The following is a 17390-nucleotide window of genomic DNA, read 5'->3' as shown; positions in this document are numbered from 1 at the left end:
TTGCTGATCAATCCGTGATGCGCCGCCGACTGGCAGGTGCACGGTCCGCGACTGGAACGCGGACAGGGATACCGGGCCACCGCGCTCACCCTGCCAAGGCGGGCGGTGGGTGGCTCCACACAGCTCACACCCAAGGAAGGGACACTGTGGAAAACAGCCAACGCATACAGCTCGGCGTGCGCGACACACTGCGCATCATCTGGCCCTACGTGAAGAGCAACTTCAACAAGCAGTTGCAGGGCATTTGGTTCATCGTCGCCTACCTCATTTTCTTCCAGCTGGTCATCCTGCAGCTGCCGATCGTGTTCTCGTTGATGATCGCGCTCGGTGTGCTGACCGTCGCCGTGGGTTTGATGTTCTTCATGGAGGGGCTGCGCCTGGGGTTGATGCCGCTCGGGGAGGTGATCGGCAGCACCTTGCCCAAGCAGAGCCACATGGCGACCATCCTGCTGTTCGCGTTCCTGCTCGGCCTCGGCGCGACCTTCGCCGAACCTGCCATTGCGGTGCTCAAGGCCGCCGGCAAGGGCGTGGTGCCGGACGACGCGCCCTTGCTCTACAGCCTGCTGAACGATTTTTCCAACGAGCTGGTCCTCTCCGTCGGGGTCGGGGTCGGTCTCGCCGTGATGCTCGGCGTGCTGCGTTTCTTCTATGCCTGGCCGCTGAAGACGCTCGCGATCCCAGCCGTCGGCCTGCTGCTGGTGCTGTCGTACTTCTTCAATCAGAACGCGGTGCTTTCGGACGTGTTGGGGCTGGCATGGGACTGCGGCGCCGTCACCACCGGTCCGGTGACCGTGCCGCTGGTGCTCGCACTTGGCATCGGCGTGTGCCGCGTTGTCAGCGGCGGGTCCGGTGACAGCAGCCACTCGGGCTTCGGCATCGTCACCCTCGCCTCGCTGTTCCCGATTCTGGCCGTTCTGCTGCTCGCGCTGTTCCACTACGGCAAGCAGGACTACTACGGGGCCGCGAACTACGCGGGCCAGGTGCAACCGGCTGCGGTCATGGCATCCGCCGAGCAACCCACAGCCGCCCCCACCGCCACAGGCGCCCCGGTCTCGAACGCGGAATTCGAATCGTTTCTCGCCAGCGGCACCCTGCCCGAAGATCACACCATCCGCTTTCGCGGCGGCAGCGCGGTGTTGGTTGACGGGCAGATCGTGTTGTCGGAGCCTGACGTGATCATCGAGAAGCAGCTCGAGCGCCCGTTTCAGGTGTTCGGCGAGGAAACCTGGGACCACTCCAGTCCCTTCGTCGACCGGGTGCAGCAGTCGTTCATCGACGCGTTGCGCGCCATCGTGCCCCTGTGTGTGTTCCTCTACGTGGTACTCCGCCTGTTGCTCCGCAAGAAGCTCGACGAAAGCAGCGACGTCGGCATCGGTGTCGTGTTCGCACTGGCCGGCATGACACTCTTCGGCCTCGGCATCATCCTGGGCCTGACACCGCTCGGCAGCCAGCTCGGCGGCAACATCCCGCTCACGTTTGCCAGCATCGTCCCCTGGGGCATGTCCGACTACGAGCAGGCGCTGTTCAGCCCGACAGCGGGCAAACTCGCGGCAATCGGATTCGCATTCTTTCTCGGCTACGGCGCGACGCTCGCCGAGCCCGCACTGAACGCTCTCGGCGACACGGTTGAAAAAATCACCGTCGGCGCTTTCCGCAAGAAACTCCTGATGCAGAGCGTGGCGATCGGGGTCGGCATGGGTATCGCCGCCGGCATCGTCAAGATGGTGTTCAACCTCCCGCTGTTCTGGATGTTGATGCCGGCCTACTCCCTCGTGCTCGTGCTGACCTGGTTTGCACCGCACGGCTTCGTCAACTTCGGCTGGGACAGCGCCGGTGTCACAACCGGGCCCATCACCGTGCCGTTGGTGCTGGCCATGGGCCTCGGCATCGGCGGCAACGTGCCCGGCGTCAGCGACGGCTTCGGCATCCTCGCGCTGGCCTCGGTCGGCCCGATTCTGACGGTGCTGACGGTCGGGCTCTACACCCACCACACACAACGCGCCGAGCGCGAACTCGCCGAGCAGGCCAGCACCACCGACGCCGCGCTCGAACTTGCCGAATCGGAGGCCACGTCATCATGAGCACCCCACGCCCCGCCCTGAGCAGCCTGACAACCGTGCTCCCGACCGGCGTCGCCGACCGTGTGCTCGAGCGCGTCATTGCCGACTGCACGTCGCCGACCTTCTGTTCGACCGCCCGCGGCACGCTGCTGCACGACCACTGGTTGAAACGCCTGTTTCCGCCGATCAGCCCGGTGAAGACCCTGATCGAGATGGTGTTGCCAAGCGACGACGTGGACGCGATGACCGACGCCATCGTGCGCGAGAGCCGACTCGACCAGCAAGCCGTTGGTGCCATCTTCAGCGTCGACTACGAACTCGCCTGGGCGAGTGCAGGCTCGCCGTTGCTGACCACAAGCGCCACCCCGACCGGGGCGAGCCCGACCGGCCCACGCGATCAGGCCCTGCGCCTGCTGTTCTGTGTGGTCGGACACACACAGAGCGAGAAGGTCGCCAAGGCCGCCATTGAACACGGTGCCCACGGTCCGATCATCACCTATGCCGAGGGTCGGGGTCTGCGCGACCGGCTCGGCTGGCTGCGGATCACCAAGGACCACGAGCAAGAGGTGTTGATGATCCTCGCGGACGAGGAAGACGTCGACGACCTCATCGACGTTGTCGCCAAGGCCGGCGAGTTCCACCTGCCCGGCCGCGGCTTCATGTACTCGATGCCGATCGCCAAGGGCATGTTCAACCTGCCCAGCCGCATGGCCGGCCACCACCACGCCGCCAGCATGCAGCAGGTCATTCACGCCATCGACCAGCTTTCGGGTCACACCAACTGGCGCGACCAGGCCATTTTCGATGTCGGTGTCAACGGCCGCAGCAGCGGCATCAAGGCGGTCAACAGCGCTTCACAATACCAACGTGACCGACGCTGCCTGTCGCTGATCACTACCCGGTCCGACCTGCAACGCGTGACCGACGTGTTGCTCGATCTCGGTGCCCCGGGCTTGAACATCAGCTTCATACGCAGCGCGCAGCGCGACGCCGCGCTACCGGTCCACGAGGAATGGGTGAAAGTGCAATCGGTGCTCGAGCACGCGCTGTCGCAGCGCGTCTTCGACGAAATAGCCTCGAACGCCGAACACAACGGCCTCGACAACGTGTTCATCGGCATGACGCCGGTGCCTCTGGTCGCGTGCTACGTACCGGGCAAGAAAGACTACCGCCGGTCGAGCGCCGCGGCCTGAACCCCGACCGCGGGGCGCGCTTGCGCCCCCGCAGCGGGGCCACCCGCGCCCGCTATCCGCTCAGGTGCGTGCGGAAAAACGCCAGCGTCCGCTCCCACGCCAGATCGGCCGCTGCCGCGTTGTAGCGCCGCGTGGAATTGTTGTGAAATCCGTGACCGGTGCCCGGGTACAGGTGGCGTTCGAAGTCGACCCCAGCCGCCTGCAACGCCGCTTCGAAGGCCGGCCACTGGGCATTGATGCGGTCGTCGTTCTCGGCCGCCTGAATCATCAACGGCGCGCTGATCGCCGCGACGTTCTCCGCCGGCGGCGCACTGCCGTAGAACGGCACGCCCGCGTGGAAGTCGTCGCCCATCTTGGTCGCAAGAAAATTCACCACGCCGCCGCCGAAGCAGAAGCCCACCGCGCCGAGCTTGCCGGTCGAGAGCGCGTGCGACTGCAGAAAGGTCGCGCTGTTGTGCATGTCGATCATGATCTTGGCGCGGTCCAGACTCTTTTGCAGGGCACGGCCATCGTCGTCGTTGCCGGGGTAGCCTCCGACCGGCGAGAGCGCGTCCGGCGCCAGCGCGAGAAAGCCTTCAACCGCGAGGCGCCGTGCGACGTCCTCGATGTAGGGGTTGAGTCCGCGGTTTTCGTGCACGACCAGCACAGCCGGATACGGTCCCTCGGTGCTCGGGACCGCCAGGTAACCGCGCATCTCCGCGCCATTGCCGCCCGGTGACGGGTAGCTGACGTAGTTCGCCTTCATACGCTCGTCGGTGAACGAGATCGTCTGGGCCTGGGCGTAACGCGGGAACAGCGCTTGCGCCATGGTCAGGCCCGAGACACCCGCAACGGTGATGGCACTGGCACGCTTGAGGAACTCACGGCGACTGATGTAGCCATGACAGTACAAATCGTAGAGGTCGTAAACCCGTTGATCGATTTCGAGATCTTCACTGTCGACGGCGTGTTGCGGCGGTTGATCGAGTACGGATGACATAGCGGAACTCCTGTGTCTGCGACGATCACACCCGCAACAGCGGGTGCGGCCTCGGCTCAGCATACCGCGCGCGCACGCGACCGTGTCACCCAGCGCCGTCGCAACCACTGCAACGGGTGCAGAGCGGTGTCGCTCGCCAGGCCGTTGATGGTGGTGACAGACCGGCCCTCGGCCGCACAGACGGGCAGCACCCGGGCGTACGGGCGACACCAGCGGCGCACCTCACGCGCGCCAGATGCGCTGCCGCGCCCAAGCACCGTGCCGACCAGGCCAAGGCCGACGTGCAACACCCGGATTGGGGTGGCTCGATTCCCAGCACGTGAACAGGCAATGTCGTGGCGCTGTCCCCCGTGTGCAGAGCGCACAACCACGCCACTCACCGCAGGACAACGTACACTCCCCTCACACCCGCCACACAGTGGCGCGCTCGGGAGTTCCACCCATGGCACCACACCGCGTCACCCTCGGTGACCTCGCCGACGCTGCCCATGCGGAACCGGCGCTCAGGGTCCGCTTCACGGCACCCGCCGGACCCATACCCCTCGGCTTTCACTTGACCGAGTTCAAGCGCAACACCGTCGACAGCATCGATTGCGGCGGCGTGGTGAACCGCTGGCAGGAGGCCGCAGTCGAGTTGCTTGGCGACACGACTGGCCGGGCCATGGTCGCGTCGACGCTATCGGCTATCCTCGAAACCACGGTCAACGCCCTACCGGGCATCGAAGCACTGCCGCTGCTGATCGAGTACGCACCGCACGACGCCACAGTGCAACGTTTCGAGGTTGCCCTGGCCACCGTGGAGGGCGACGAACTGGTGGTGACCTTGCGTGACACTCACGGGGAATGCAAAGCAAACACCCGTGCGCTGTCGTCGGGCACGGCGTGCTGTGCACCGGGCTGTTGCGGTCAGTGAGCCCGGCGCCGGGCCCGCACCGCCAACGCGACGAACACCGCGGCACCCGACAACACCGCCAACGGCCACGGCCAGCGCACCCGCTCGTACGCCTGCGGGTGACACTCGGGGTACCACCACATGTCGAAGAGCTGATACGACAGGGCTGACCCGACACAGAGCATGGCGAAGGCCGCCCACAACCGGCGCTGCGGCGCGAGGCCATACGCGACTGCCACCACGGCTGCAGCGGTCAGTGCGCCCACCAGCGGCTCAGACCAACACACCCGACGGTGCAGCAACATGTCCAGCAGCACCGGAACCGCGAGCAGCACGGCAAACACGCCGATCAGCCAGAGGCCCCAACGCACCACGATCACGACGCGGGACCGCCAAAAAGCGCACACAGCTCGGCATCCGGAATCTGCGACGCGTTGAAGCCGAAGGTGCCGTCGTCAAGCATCTCACGCGCTGCACGGCGGACCAGACCGAGTGCGGCGCGGGCCAGCGACCCGCCGATGCTGATCCGCGCAACACCCAGTACACGCAGCGCGGGGACAGTGAGCGTCTCGTTGTGCAAACCGATCAGCACATTGACCGGTACGTCCACGTTGGCCACCAGCGTGCCCACCGCATCGATGTCACGCAGGCCGGGCACGAAGACGCAATCCGCGCCCGCCTCGGCGTAGCGCTGCACGCGGTCGATGGCCGCCGCGAGGCCATTCGGCTGCTGGGTCAACACGCACTCCGAGCGCGCGGTCAACACGAAGGGCACGCCGCACGCGAGCACAGCAGCCTTCGCGGCCCGAACACGCTCGGTCGCGTGCGCGATGTCGTAGTGGGGCGCACGGGCATCGCCGGTGTAGTCCTCGATGCTCGCACCCACCACGCCGGTGCCGACGATCCGACAGAGGTTGTCGTAGACACCGTCGATGTCGTGCGCGTAGGCATTCTCGCTGTCCATGCTCACCGGCACGTCAACCGCCCCGACAATCCGGCGCGTGACCTCGAGCGCGTCGTCGAACTCAAGCGCGCCTTCGTAGTCCGGCAAGGCCCGACTGAACGCAACCCCGGCACTGGTCGTACCCACAGCTTGAACACCGGCATCGGCCAACACGGCGGCACTGCCCGCGTCCCAGGCGTTGGCCATGACAAAGGCCTTGCCCGCGGCGTGCAGGGCTTGAAAGTGCCGACCCCGCTCGGCTGGCGTGCTCACGGTGCGTCCGCCGAACCGGGGTCCAGGACCATGGGCTGGAAGGTCAGTCCGAGTTTGGTTTCAAGCGCACCGCGTTCGACGAATCCGAAGCGCCGGTAGACCGGCACAGCCGCGCGCGAGGACCGCACGGTGATCGGTCCGGGGTGACACGCCGCTCGCAGTGCGGACCACAACGCCCTGGCAACACCCTGCCGGTGGTGGGCTTCAGCGACAAAGAGGTGGTACACGTGTCGACGCTCGTGCAGGGCGGCGTAGCCAACGAGCTCGCCGGCGCACATCGCCACCCAACTGGTGTAGGCCGGGTCGGCAAGCCGTGCCCGACACCCGTCTGGCAGCAGACTGGCCCGCACCGGTTCAGGCAATGCGGCGTCGGGGTCGTCAAAGAACACCGGTGTCAACGCCAGCACCAGGTCGCTGATCACGGCGGCGTCGTCCAGCTGCGCGGGCCGTACCGAAACGCGCGTCACGACGCCGTCACCGTGCGCATCGGCAGCAGCCGGGAGTCGAGCAGCGCGGCCTGGCGGTGACCGTGCCCGGCCTGGAACCGCGGGTCCCGAGCGAAAGCGAAGAAGTCGGCGAGCGAGCGTTGCTGCACCAGCATGACCCAGTCCCAGGTTTCATCCGCCGGGCCGATGAAGAACGGGCCGGCGTCGCCGACGTAGATCAGTTTGCCGCCCGATGCCTCGAGCAACGGACCGGTGTGTGCCATGTAGCGCTCGTAGGCCTCGCGCCCCGAGATCGGTTGCGCCGGCGCCAACGCCGGGTGCGCGCTGTAGTCCGCTTCATCGCGAAAACGCAAGAGGTTCAGCATGGTGACCGGCCCCTCGCCATGGCGTTGCATCACCGCCACGGCTGCAGCTTCGGTCGGTTCGAGGTGGGCGACGCCGTGCCGCGCGCTCACGGCGGGGTCACCTCGGCGCGCAGGGCGGGCAGGCCCACCCCGGTGCTGTCGAAGCCGCCGTCGACAGCCACCACCTGGCCGGTGACGTAGCTGGCTTTCTCCGAGCAGAGGAAGGTGATCATGTTGGCGATCTCGGATTCACTGCCATACCGGTTGAGCGGGATGGCGTCGTGGTAGGCGGCGATGATCTCGGGCGAGTGGACGGCCATCGCAAGCTTGGTGCGGACCGGGCCGGGGCAGACGCAGTTCGCGCGCACACCGTGCTCGCCGAGTTCGGCTGCCTGTTGTTTGGTCAGCTGGATCACACCGGCCTTGGAGGTGCCGTAGGCGATCCGCAGAGTGCTCGCCCGCAGTCCGGAAATGGACGCGATGTTGACAATGGCACCACGCGAGGCTTTCAGGGCTGGGAGCACCGCTTGCGAACACAGGAAGACCCCATCGAGGTTGGTCGCCATCACACGCCGCCAGCGGGCAAAGTCGGTCTCCTCAAGCGGCCCGAAGTCGGCCACGCCGGCGTTGTTGACCAGCGCGTCGAGTCGACCGAAGTGGTTCACCACCTCGGCGACCATGCGGTCGACGGCGGTCGGGTCAGACACGTCACACACCACGGGCAGCGCCTGCGCCAGCGGCGCGGCCGCCGCCTCCAGCGCCGCTGCATCGCAGTCCACCAGCGCCACGGACCAGCCATTGTCGAGAAACAGGGTGCTGGTTGCGAGGCCAATGCCGCGCGCAGCACCGGTGACGATTGCCACGGGCGAACTCATGATCGGTCTCCACAACGTGTGCGCACTTGACGCGCTCCAGTATGCCGTAGATCAGCGGCCGACTCGGTCCAATACCCCGTAGGCCGCGAACACAGCGGGCAACACGGCACGGCGAAAGCGACCGAGTTCGAACCGCCGGGGCGTGCGTTGCATGAACGCCGGGTGCGGCAGCCGCCGCTCGCCGAGCGCCAGGTCGGCGATGAGTTCACCGCAATACGGCGCCATGGCCACACCGCTGCCGTGGTAGGCCGCCGTCATCCACGCGCCCGTGTGCCCGGGAACCGGACCGGCAATGGGCATCAGCTCCCGGCTCATCGCGATCAACCCGGACCAGAAATGCGGTGTTTCGACGTGTCGCCAGGCCGGGAACATCCGTTCGAAGTCCGCCCGTGCACGGACCCGCGTTGCCGCGAACGCCGCGGGGCTCGCGCGCGCAGTGCCACGCAAACCCAACAGCAGCCGACGGTCGGGCATCAACCTGAAGTAGTGCAGCAACCGCCGCGAATCGACGACCATCTGCGCACTGTGCCACCCTTGCGCCGCGATCTCCGCGTCCGACAGCGGCCGCGACACCAGGATGTTGGACTGCACCGGCAAGATCCGATGCCGGTGACCGGGCAGCGCATCACTGAGGTAACCGTTGGTCGCCAGCAGCAGTTTCGGCGCGTTGACCACGCCCTCGGCCGTGCGCACCGTGAACCCCGTCTCGACCGAGACCACTTCGCTGTGGGCAAACACCGCCACGCCGGCTTGCACGGCGGCCTCGAGCAGACCACGGTGCATTTTCATCGGGTTCAAGGCGCAGCCAAGCGGCAGGTGCACCGCCGCGCAAAACGCCGGACTGTGCAGGCCCTCGGCACGCATGGTGTCGCGGTCAAGGAAGCGGTAGTCGAGGCCGTAGCGACGCCGGTACGTCGCGCCGTACGCGTGCAACTCGGCGACCGCCCGCGGGTGGTGGGCGGCCAGGGTGTAGCCCTCGGAGTGCAGATCCACGTCGAGGGCGTAGCGCTCGATGCGGTCGTGCACCGCGTAGATGGCAGCCTGCTCTGCGGCGTAGAAGCAGCGCGCGTCATCGACACCGACGCGCGATTCGATCACCCCATCTGCCATTTTGGCACTGCCCACCGACACCAAGCCCCCGTTGCGGCCCGACGCACCCCACCCGGGCATACGCGCATCGAGCACGGCGACCGAGAGGCCCGCGTCTGACAGCCGGATCGCGGCTGCCAGGCCGGCAAAGCCACCGCCGATGACCACGGCGTCAGCAGTGTGGTTGCCGTGCAACGTCGGCAACTCGGGGCCGGCGGGCACCGTGCCAGGCCAGAACGCGTCGCGGAGCGGCGCGTCGCTGTAGGCGAAGGGTTCGTAGGGGCGTTGGGCGTCTGCGTGCATACCGTCAGACTACGGGCTTACCGCGCCGCCTGAAAGCTCTGCGCGTCCTGCACACGCGAAACGCTCACCAACTGCCACGTCTGAACCGCTCGTTGCCTAGGCGTTCTAGCGACAAGGTTGATCATATCGATGCCGAGTCAGGTAATAATTTTTTTGTAGCCACGATTTCCATATGTGGAGCGTCAGTTGTAGCTGCGAGATCGATGAGAAGACACTTCACACTAGATAGTTAAAAATTTCTCTAACTGATGAGCGCACTTCATCCTTGGCGAGGATGACTCCACGAGAGAGTTCAAATTGACAGTCTGTCCTGTTCTTTGAGTGCACGCGCAGTACGAAAAGGGCCTGGAGTGCGCGGCGAGCGGAGATCACTTCGGGGTCCTTGTCAGCTACGAACCATAACTGATGCGATCATTGAGACTCTCGTCGTTTGCAATCGTTATAACGACGTTTCCGATAGTTGAATTTTTATCTACAGTGTCATGGGCTTGCGCTGTCTGCTCCAGCGGAAAACACGAATGGATAGGCGCTGTTATCTTTCCAGCTTTGAGCATCTTGGTCAGGTCATCCGTTGCCGCATTGATCACAGCGCGCGGCAGCATAAAGACGACAAAGAAGCCAAACCGCATCTGTTGCATGACCGCACCAACCATTGGGAAAGCGGCTTCAAAGTCGTCAGACCCATATGTTGCGACTAAGCCGCCATTCTTGATGAGATCGGGTAGGAGCTTCGCATTGGCGCCAAGGTTGACTTCGATAATTCGGTCTACGCCCGCACTATTCGTGATCTCCTGGACGCGCGCTATAACCTCTTCTTCTTTGTAGTTGATCACATGATGTGCGCCAGCTGTGCGCGCAGCGTCCGCCTTGGCCACCGAGCTCACTGTTGCGATCACTGTTGCCCCTTTTTCCTTGGCAATTTGTATCGCGTAGTTGCCGACGGCACCAGCACCACCCTGAACCAGTACTGTTTTCCCGGAAACGGCGCCGTCCATCGTGACCGCATGATAGGCAGTGAGCAGAGGAACGCCGAAGGTTGCCCCTGCCGCGAAAGTCACATTATCGGGTAGCACAACTGCATTTTCTGCAGTTGTGACAGCATATTCTGCGGCCGTGCCGTCCGCACCGCCCCATTGAACCGAATGCAACCAAACGCGCTCACCAATCCGATCTTTGGACACCCGCGCCCCAACAGCTTCAATCACACCTGCACCGTCGTGGTGTGGCATCACATACGACCATTCGCCCTGGATCGGAAAGACCCCTGCACGGGTCTTAGTGTCTGTTGGGTTGACGCCTGAGGCGCGCAACTTGACCAGTACTTGCCCCTCGGCGGGCGTGGGCTTATCCCAATCAACAACTCTCAAAACGTCGGCAGCGGGGCCAGTTTGCTGATAAATCGCAGCTTTCATCTGTCTACCTTTTTCGATCGGGCAGGTGCTGTACACTTGCCCCGCCTCATGTTTCGGATGGTGAAGGGGTAGTTAGCTGCGAATCGGCTTTGGCACGCTGATTGGACAGTCGATGAAGTAAGTCCAGCCACCGTTAGGAAGCTGTTTGGCGACTTCAGTAGACGTGCCGCCGCCCATCGGTGTGCCGTCCCGACCTTCCATCGTCCACTCGCCCTGAAGGAGCGCCGTGTCACCGTTGATAATCTCCCCGGAAACAGTGGCTGTTAGGATTGCGCGGGCTTCACAGGCATCTTTGAATATTTCAAGTGCGGCGTCTTGGCCTACGATCGGATCAGCATTGTCAGGATCGAGCGCGATCCGCACGTCTGGGTGAAACATGGAAACCACGCCTTCGAGGTCTCCGTCTGCCATGAACTCAGCGACGCGCTCGACAATCTGGTGAGGGCGTTCTGCGATTTTGCGTGTTGTTGAGGCAGATTGCGCCAGTGCAATCGTTCCAGTCGCTCCTGCAATTGCTGCGACACCTAGAGCCGATATTGCGTCGCGCCGTGTCATAGATAATTTCGGCGTGGTCATTACATACTCCCCTGGGATTTGGTTGTGTGTTTAAGAAAAATCTGCTGGCGTCACGTCTGGGGGCGTGTTGTCCATGTCGAACAGCAGCTTCCACTCACCGGCATCATTGCGGCGGTAAGCTAGCGCCACGCGTCCGGTCAGATGCGCATATTCTGGTGGTGTGACACCTGCAGATGGCTCGAAATAGTAAGCGCCCAAAAGCAATGCCATATTGCCTTCGATAAAGGCTGCCTCTTCTCTGTGATGCAGCGTGCCTTCGACCATTTCAAACGCCTGCTGATACCAGGGCTTGATCTCATCAACGCCCCGCATGAGAGACGCGCCTGCATTGGCATAGATGCTTTCTGGGTCATAGAGTGTGAAAAGCGTGTCGATGTCTTTGGCGTTGAACGCTTTCAACCACGTGTCCAGGTTTGCGCGCACCTTGTCGAGTTCTGTGTTGTCCAACGTGATGACCTTTCAGTTTTTTAGAACCTGACGGAGGTCAGGTAGGGTTTGTTGAGCGACTCATTTGAGTCTGTCATAATCTAAGGTAGCAATCTGCGCAGACGCTCTCTACATGCAGATGTGTAAGAAGCTTACATGCGTGTAAGCACCCTCAATGGAGATGTGATGAATGCCGTATGACCGGGATGTGAACACGCAGATCGAGAAGTGCCCGGTGGAATTTGCAGTGGCCATGATCGGTGGGAAATGGAAACCGGTTTTGCTGTTCCACCTCATGGCGAGTGCAAAACGATTTTCAGAACTGCAGCGCCTCGTGCCTAATGCGTCGGATCGAATGATGACGCGATCTCTTCGCGAATTAGAGGGTGATGGGCTCGTGCACCGGGAAGTCTTTCCTGAGGTCCCCGTTCGGGTCGAGTACTCTCTTACTAGTGACGGGAAGACGCTGTACCCCATCCTGGCTGAGATAAGTAGATGGGGTGAGAAACGACTAAGCGCCTAAGCTGTTTGCTCAGGTAATTTTCTACTTCTCTCGCGCCGCCTTAAGCGTCTGCCGTATATCAGAGGTGCAAGCATCAGGCAGCGAACAAAGCTAGGATTTTTTGTTCCGCCTCATCGATCCCGGCTGCGCGCGGCTCATCGCCCATGTCCATGCCATTTGCGGCAATGATATTGATCGATTGAATACCCATAAACGCAAAAATATGCCGTACGTAACCCGTTTGAAAGTCTGCTGGGTGTGGATTGGTCTCAGCACCGTCGCCATAGTCTCCGCCACGTGCTGAGATGACGTAGACGGGCCTGTCTTTCAAAAGACCTTCAGGGCCTTTTTCACTGAATCCAAATGTCTTACCTGCTATGGCGACATGGTCAATCCATGCTTTGAAGCCGCTCGATATCGAGAAGTTGTGCATGGGCGCACCGATAACGATCATATCCGCCTGGTTCAGTTCTTCAATCGCACTATCAGAGTCGTGGTGTGCCTTTTTGTGGTGGTCACTTAGAAGCTCTGGGTTGCTGCGCAATGCTTCGAGCAATTTCTCGTCAAGATGGGCAGGCGGGTTCATGCCAACGTCCCGGCGCAGCACCGTCCCGTTCGGGTTGGCTTTGGCCCATTCTCTGACAAATGTCTCAGTGAGTTGGCGGGAAACAGACGCCTTGCTTGGACTTGTATCAAGAATAAGAAGGGTGCTCACTATTTTCATCCTTGCGATTTAGGCGATCCACGACAAAGCTATTCGGGCAAGTGCGAAACAGCACTTACCCGCTACGTGTCTCGGATGCTGAGGGGGTAATTAGCTGCGAACCGGCTTTGGCACGCTGATCGGGCAGTCGATGAAGTAGGTCCAGCCACCATTGGGGAGCTGTTTGACAACCTCCGTAGACGTGCCGCCCCCCATTGGGCTGCCGTCCTGACCTTCCATGGTCCATTCGCCCTGAAGGAGAGCGTGGTCGCCGTTGATCATTTCGCCGGAAACGCTGCCTTTGAGGATCATGCGGGCTTCGCAAGGGCCTGCGAAGATTTCGCGCACTGCGGCGTGGCCCACAACTGGATCAGCGTTGTCAGGGTCCATGGCGATCCGCACATCTGGGTGAAACATGGAAACCACGCCTTCGAGGTCTCCGGCCGCCATGAACTCAGCGACGCGTTCAACAATTTGATGCGGGCGCTCGGCGATTTTGCGTTGTGACATGTTTATCTCCTTCGAGAGCGAGGTGTGTTGAGTGACTCATTTGCATGTGTCATCAGCGAAGGTAGCAATCTGCATAGCCGCTATCTACATGCGGATATGTGAGTTACTTACACCCATGTAATCACAATCGCTAGATACTGACGGACTCGTGCTCTAAGCGGTCTTTCTGGAGGTGAAAATTCAGGTCGAATACTCTTTTTTTCTAGGGCCGCACTACCGGGTTCCAGAGGAAACAAGAAAACAGGCAAAATCCGATAAAGCTGCTGCCGACGAGAAAGGACATGGTCGCCAGCGATAAAAAAACAGCCCGGCCAATTAGCACAGAAATAGCAAGCAAGTGGCCGGCTAGCTGCAGACCGTCAGCCTGTTATGCTCATCAAACCCGCCCCACTCAGTTCTTTTCTTGTCACCTGAGGTGGCAAGGTGTGGCTGGCTAGGCGAGTTGAATCTACTTTTCTTCTAGCACCGAGCGTGAAGTACATCGCGCGAGAATGTGTACTCAAGGCGCTAGTTTGCAGATGTGCATTTACAGTTTCGAAACCGTGAAAAGTCCGCACGCTTAGGTATGTGCGACATCGCGCCAAGCGGAACGGCATACCACGCTTCAACTTCCCGGATAGGCCAACGGCAACGAGACACCGTCTCACTTAACGGACATGCGCATCTGAAGCGTGCGTTCGATTGGAACCCACGAATAGAGTGGTATCAATCCGACAGTCTTGAGGGTGTTCAAACCTGCCAGTTTGGCGTGATGAAGCTAGCCCCACTCCGACATCGGACACGTCGTTCTAGTGCTCCACCCTTTGGTTAGTCACAGCTATCCCGCTCCGATCACACTGCGGTCACCGGCAAGCCAGCGCGCGATCTCGACCGCATCGAAGCCCAGAGAAATGCAGTTGACCAGCACCAGCAGCACCAGCCAGGTGCGCAGGAAGCCGGTGTCCGTGCGGTGGCGAGGCATGCGTCCGAGCCAGAGGATCATCGGCACCCACAACAGGTGAACGAAGGCCATCGCGCGGGTGAACCCCCCGGCTTGCAGCATCAGCCAGCCGTTGACACCCAGCACGATCACCCACACGGCCAGCACGAGTCGCCCACTCGGGTGACGCAGAAAACAGAGCGACAGCGTGTTCGCCACGGCGAGGACCACGAGCCACCACTGCACCCACTGCGGCAAGGCCTGAACGGATTGCATCGTCGTGTCGATCATAGCGAGCGCTCCCGAAGCACCAGAGAGTGGGAACGCACACCCTACCGCACGCGTCGCAGCTCACCGATTGCAAAAATGCAACCCAGAGCACACTTCAGTGACGTCGAGGGGGACGCGGCGAGAAAAGCGAGGCACGCGTCGAACGCCTCGATCGCCGCCCAGGATCGAGCAACGACCGTGCTGACCGAGGTGATGCCGCCGCAGTAGCACACCTGTATTGTCGGACGACGCGGTTCTCAGGCCGCCTCACTGCCCCTGGACTCGGCCAACGGGTCGCCGAGGGGCAACAGGATCTGGAATTCGGTGAATTCGTTCAATGTGCTGGCCAGGCGAATTTCACCACCGTGCTTCTCGGACACGATGCGGTGCACGATTGACAGACCCTGGCCTGTGCCCTTGCCCACTTCCTTGGTGGTGAAGAACGGGTCGTAGATCCGCTCGATGACGTCTTGCGGGATACCACAGCCGTTGTCACGGAAGCGAATGTTGACGAAACCACCTTCGACTTCCGTTGCAATGCGGATGACCCCGAGCTCGGCCAGATTCCCGTCTTTCTGACGCTTCTCGATCGCGTGCGCCGCGTTGACGACGATGTTGAGGAACACCTGCTTGAGCTCGATTGCGTGCGCGTACACCTCGGGCAGGTCGGCCTCCAGATGCGCCTCGATGCGTGCAACGTACTTCCACTCGTTCTTCGCAACCGTAACGGTTGCATCGAGCGCGCGGTTGATGTCGACAGGCTCCTTCTCCTTCTCGCCCGGGTGCGAGAAATCCTTCATCGAACGCACGATGCTCGAGATCTGCAGAATGCCCTCTCGCGAGCTGTCGAGCGCCGAGGCCACTTCGTCGTTCAGGAACTCGAGGTCGACGTCCTCCTTGAGCTGCTCGATCTCGGCCAACAGCGCCGCGTCGCGCTCGGGGTCGGCCAGGGTGCTGATGGCTTCGAAGCACCTGTCGAGCACGAGGCGCTGGTCCTGGGTGGCACCGCGCAGGAAATCGAGGTTGTCGCCGACGTATTGCGCCGGTGTGTTGATCTCGTGGGCAACGCCGGCGGCGAGCTGGCCGATCGCCTCGAGACGCTGCGCCATGCGCAGCTCATCGTACATGCGGTCTTTTTCTTCCGTGGTCCGTTGCAGGCCCTCAAGCGCCGTGTTGAGTTCCTGCGTACGCTCCTGCACCCGGTTCTCCAGGTTGCCCACCAAGGCCTGAAGCTGGTACGCCATGCTGCCGAGGGTCTGGGACAACAAGCCGACTTCATCCGAGCTCGCGTCCGGCAAGGGCGTGTCCCACTTGCGTGCGCCGATGTTTTCCGCCGCGCACGTCAGCTGCCGCAACGGCGCGGTCAACCGGTAGGCGAAAAACATCGCGATCGACAACACGATGCCGATCAACAACACGCTGATCGGCACGTAGCGCTCCTGAATCAACGCCGTCATGTTGCCCATCAGTTCGGTCTCGAGCAAGGCTACACCGGCGAACACCGCCTCGGTGTCCATGATCGTACCGAGACTCCAGTCGGTGCCGGCAATCGGGGCGTAAGCGACGTACTTGTCGAGCGAATCGGCAACCACGCGCACCAGGCCATCCTCGCTGGCGCGCATGGCCTCGACCACGGGCGCAAAGGGCGTCGACACCGACGTCAACACCACGCCGAACTCGCCAGGCGTTGGCGCGCGCCCGAGCAGGTCGCGGTAGGCCTGGTCGGGGAAAGCGATTGCCCTACCCTCGCCGTTGATCATGACGGAGTAGCTCGACTCACCAAAGCTGGCGATCTCGATTTGCGCCGCCAGGTCGACCAGGCGGAAGTCGATGCCGATGATGCCGATGAACCCGCCGGCCTGGGTGTAGATGGGCGAGATGGCAGACACCATCAAGCCGAGGCCCGCCGGGTCGTCGTACAGGTCGGTCCAGCGTGTCTGGCGGTCCGGGTTCAGCGCGGGCACCGCATCGGCAAAGAGAAAATGTTCCGTGACGCGAAAATCCGGTGGCAGCCCTTCGAGGCGCGACTCCGAGTAGTAGCGCGTCACGTCGTTGTGGGAGACAAAGTAGGCAGCGGAGGCGTTGGTGTTCTGCGCGAGCACCCCCTGGATGAACCCGTCGAGGCTCGAGGCGAGCTTCCAATCCCGCATCAGGGTGTCGCGCGGCACGTCCGTGATTGGCACAAAACCACTCGCGAAACGGCTGCCGTCGTCCGTGTAGTGGCCCTCGGTGCGTTGCACCAGCGTCTCCTCGACACCCGGCGCGGTGAACTCCAGAAACTGTTCCGGGCGGCTGAACACGTAGCTGGCGGCGCCCGCGATCAGGGCGGCATCCTGCAGTGTGCGTTCGAGCAACAGCGCGTGCCGTTCGGCGTCGTCGTCGGTGAGACGCACGATGTAGTCTTCGGCCTGGTTCTCGAGCGCTCGGATGCTGATGTCCTGCGCGGTGTCACTCGCTTCGCGAATGGCGCTCATGCCGAACACGATGGACAGCCCGAGCAGCGCGCAGGACACACCGGCAATCAGCAGAATGACTTTGTGCTGGAGGCTGTTCTTGATCATGGCTGAGACCGCGCGAGCGTGATGAAACGCAGCCACCCGACAGCGCGGTCGCGGCGGCCCACCACGCAAGCAAGGCAAGATCAGTGCGACCAGGCAGCCGCTGCGCGCCAAGGT

Annotated in this window: 18 protein-coding genes; 4 read left to right on the top strand and 14 right to left on the bottom strand. The window is 62.5% G+C overall.

Annotation, left to right across the window (positions count from 1 at the left end; all coding sequences use genetic code 11):
• Positions 1-146 precede the first annotated feature (146 nt).
• Entirely contained in the window at positions 147-2081 is a 1935-nt protein-coding gene (locus tag AAGA11_10545; protein ID MEM9603292.1) for a DUF1538 domain-containing protein, read from the top strand.
• A complete protein-coding gene (locus AAGA11_10540) occupies positions 2078-3253 on the top strand; it encodes a hypothetical protein (GenBank protein MEM9603291.1) in 1176 nt (391 codons plus the stop codon). The genes AAGA11_10545 and AAGA11_10540 overlap by 4 nt, the downstream gene beginning before the upstream one ends.
• Positions 3254-3305: 52 nt before the next feature.
• Here AAGA11_10540 and AAGA11_10535 read toward each other — a convergent pair whose 3' ends face one another.
• Entirely contained in the window at positions 3306-4232 is a 927-nt protein-coding gene (locus tag AAGA11_10535) for a dienelactone hydrolase family protein (protein MEM9603290.1), read from the bottom strand.
• A gap of 442 nt (positions 4233-4674) precedes the next feature.
• Between AAGA11_10535 and AAGA11_10530 the strand changes: the two genes are divergently transcribed.
• On the top strand, positions 4675-5145 hold the full coding sequence (locus tag AAGA11_10530) for a DUF6428 family protein (protein MEM9603289.1): 471 nt from the start codon (positions 4675-4677) through the stop codon (positions 5143-5145).
• Here AAGA11_10530 and AAGA11_10525 read toward each other — a convergent pair.
• The 9 genes from AAGA11_10525 to AAGA11_10485 form a co-directional block, all read right to left on the bottom strand.
• Complete coding sequence (locus AAGA11_10525) at positions 5139-5504, bottom strand: hypothetical protein (GenBank protein ID MEM9603288.1); 366 nt, start codon at positions 5502-5504, stop codon at positions 5139-5141. The two genes, AAGA11_10530 and AAGA11_10525, sit on opposite strands and share 7 nt — an antisense overlap.
• Positions 5501-6340 carry an isocitrate lyase/phosphoenolpyruvate mutase family protein gene (locus AAGA11_10520; protein MEM9603287.1) on the bottom strand — a complete coding sequence of 280 codons (840 nt, stop codon included), beginning with the start codon at positions 6338-6340 and terminating at the stop codon, positions 5501-5503. The genes AAGA11_10525 and AAGA11_10520 overlap by 4 nt, the downstream gene beginning before the upstream one ends.
• Complete coding sequence (locus AAGA11_10515; protein MEM9603286.1) at positions 6337-6807, bottom strand: GNAT family N-acetyltransferase; 471 nt, start codon at positions 6805-6807, stop codon at positions 6337-6339. The genes AAGA11_10520 and AAGA11_10515 overlap by 4 nt, the downstream gene beginning before the upstream one ends.
• Positions 6804-7241 carry a DUF1330 domain-containing protein gene (locus AAGA11_10510; protein ID MEM9603285.1) on the bottom strand — a complete coding sequence of 146 codons (438 nt, stop codon included), beginning with the start codon at positions 7239-7241 and terminating at the stop codon, positions 6804-6806. The genes AAGA11_10515 and AAGA11_10510 overlap by 4 nt, the downstream gene beginning before the upstream one ends.
• A complete protein-coding gene (locus AAGA11_10505) occupies positions 7238-8005 on the bottom strand; it encodes an SDR family oxidoreductase (GenBank protein ID MEM9603284.1) in 768 nt (255 codons plus the stop codon). Before AAGA11_10505 ends, AAGA11_10510 begins: the two co-directional genes overlap by 4 nt.
• A gap of 51 nt (positions 8006-8056) precedes the next feature.
• Entirely contained in the window at positions 8057-9397 is a 1341-nt protein-coding gene (locus AAGA11_10500) for an FAD-dependent oxidoreductase (GenBank protein ID MEM9603283.1), read from the bottom strand.
• Between the two features lie 389 nt (positions 9398-9786).
• Positions 9787-10809: an NADPH:quinone reductase gene (locus AAGA11_10495; protein MEM9603282.1), complete on the bottom strand. Its 1023-nt coding sequence runs from the start codon at positions 10807-10809 to the stop codon at positions 9787-9789.
• Between the two features lie 72 nt (positions 10810-10881).
• Positions 10882-11385 carry a nuclear transport factor 2 family protein gene (locus tag AAGA11_10490; protein MEM9603281.1) on the bottom strand — a complete coding sequence of 168 codons (504 nt, stop codon included), beginning with the start codon at positions 11383-11385 and terminating at the stop codon, positions 10882-10884.
• Between the two features lie 30 nt (positions 11386-11415).
• Positions 11416-11832, bottom strand: coding sequence for a nuclear transport factor 2 family protein (locus AAGA11_10485; GenBank protein ID MEM9603280.1), 417 nt, complete (start codon positions 11830-11832; stop codon positions 11416-11418).
• A 169-nt stretch (positions 11833-12001) separates the two neighbouring features.
• On the opposite strand from AAGA11_10485, the gene AAGA11_10480 reads away from it, so the two are divergent.
• Positions 12002-12334 (top strand): helix-turn-helix domain-containing protein, encoded by a 333-nt coding sequence (locus AAGA11_10480; protein MEM9603279.1) that lies wholly within the window; start codon positions 12002-12004, stop codon positions 12332-12334.
• Between the two features lie 73 nt (positions 12335-12407).
• On the opposite strand, the gene AAGA11_10475 is transcribed toward AAGA11_10480, so the two are convergent.
• The 4 genes from AAGA11_10475 to AAGA11_10460 all read right to left on the bottom strand — a co-directional run bounded on the left by AAGA11_10475 (position 12408) and on the right by AAGA11_10460 (position 17276).
• Entirely contained in the window at positions 12408-13028 is a 621-nt protein-coding gene (locus AAGA11_10475) for an NAD(P)H-dependent oxidoreductase (GenBank protein ID MEM9603278.1), read from the bottom strand.
• A 99-nt stretch (positions 13029-13127) separates the two neighbouring features.
• Complete coding sequence (locus AAGA11_10470) at positions 13128-13526, bottom strand: nuclear transport factor 2 family protein (protein ID MEM9603277.1); 399 nt, start codon at positions 13524-13526, stop codon at positions 13128-13130.
• Between the two features lie 817 nt (positions 13527-14343).
• On the bottom strand, positions 14344-14736 hold the full coding sequence (locus tag AAGA11_10465; protein MEM9603276.1) for a hypothetical protein: 393 nt from the start codon (positions 14734-14736) through the stop codon (positions 14344-14346).
• Between the two features lie 236 nt (positions 14737-14972).
• A complete protein-coding gene (locus AAGA11_10460; GenBank protein ID MEM9603275.1) occupies positions 14973-17276 on the bottom strand; it encodes an ATP-binding protein in 2304 nt (767 codons plus the stop codon).
• Positions 17277-17390 lie beyond the last annotated feature (114 nt).

This window comes from Pseudomonadota bacterium, from assembly GCA_039196715.1.
Lineage (GTDB): Bacteria > Pseudomonadota > Gammaproteobacteria > CALCKW01 > CALCKW01 > CALCKW01.
Note: the sequence above shows the minus strand (reverse complement) of the source record. Positions and strands in the feature narration are given on the sequence as shown.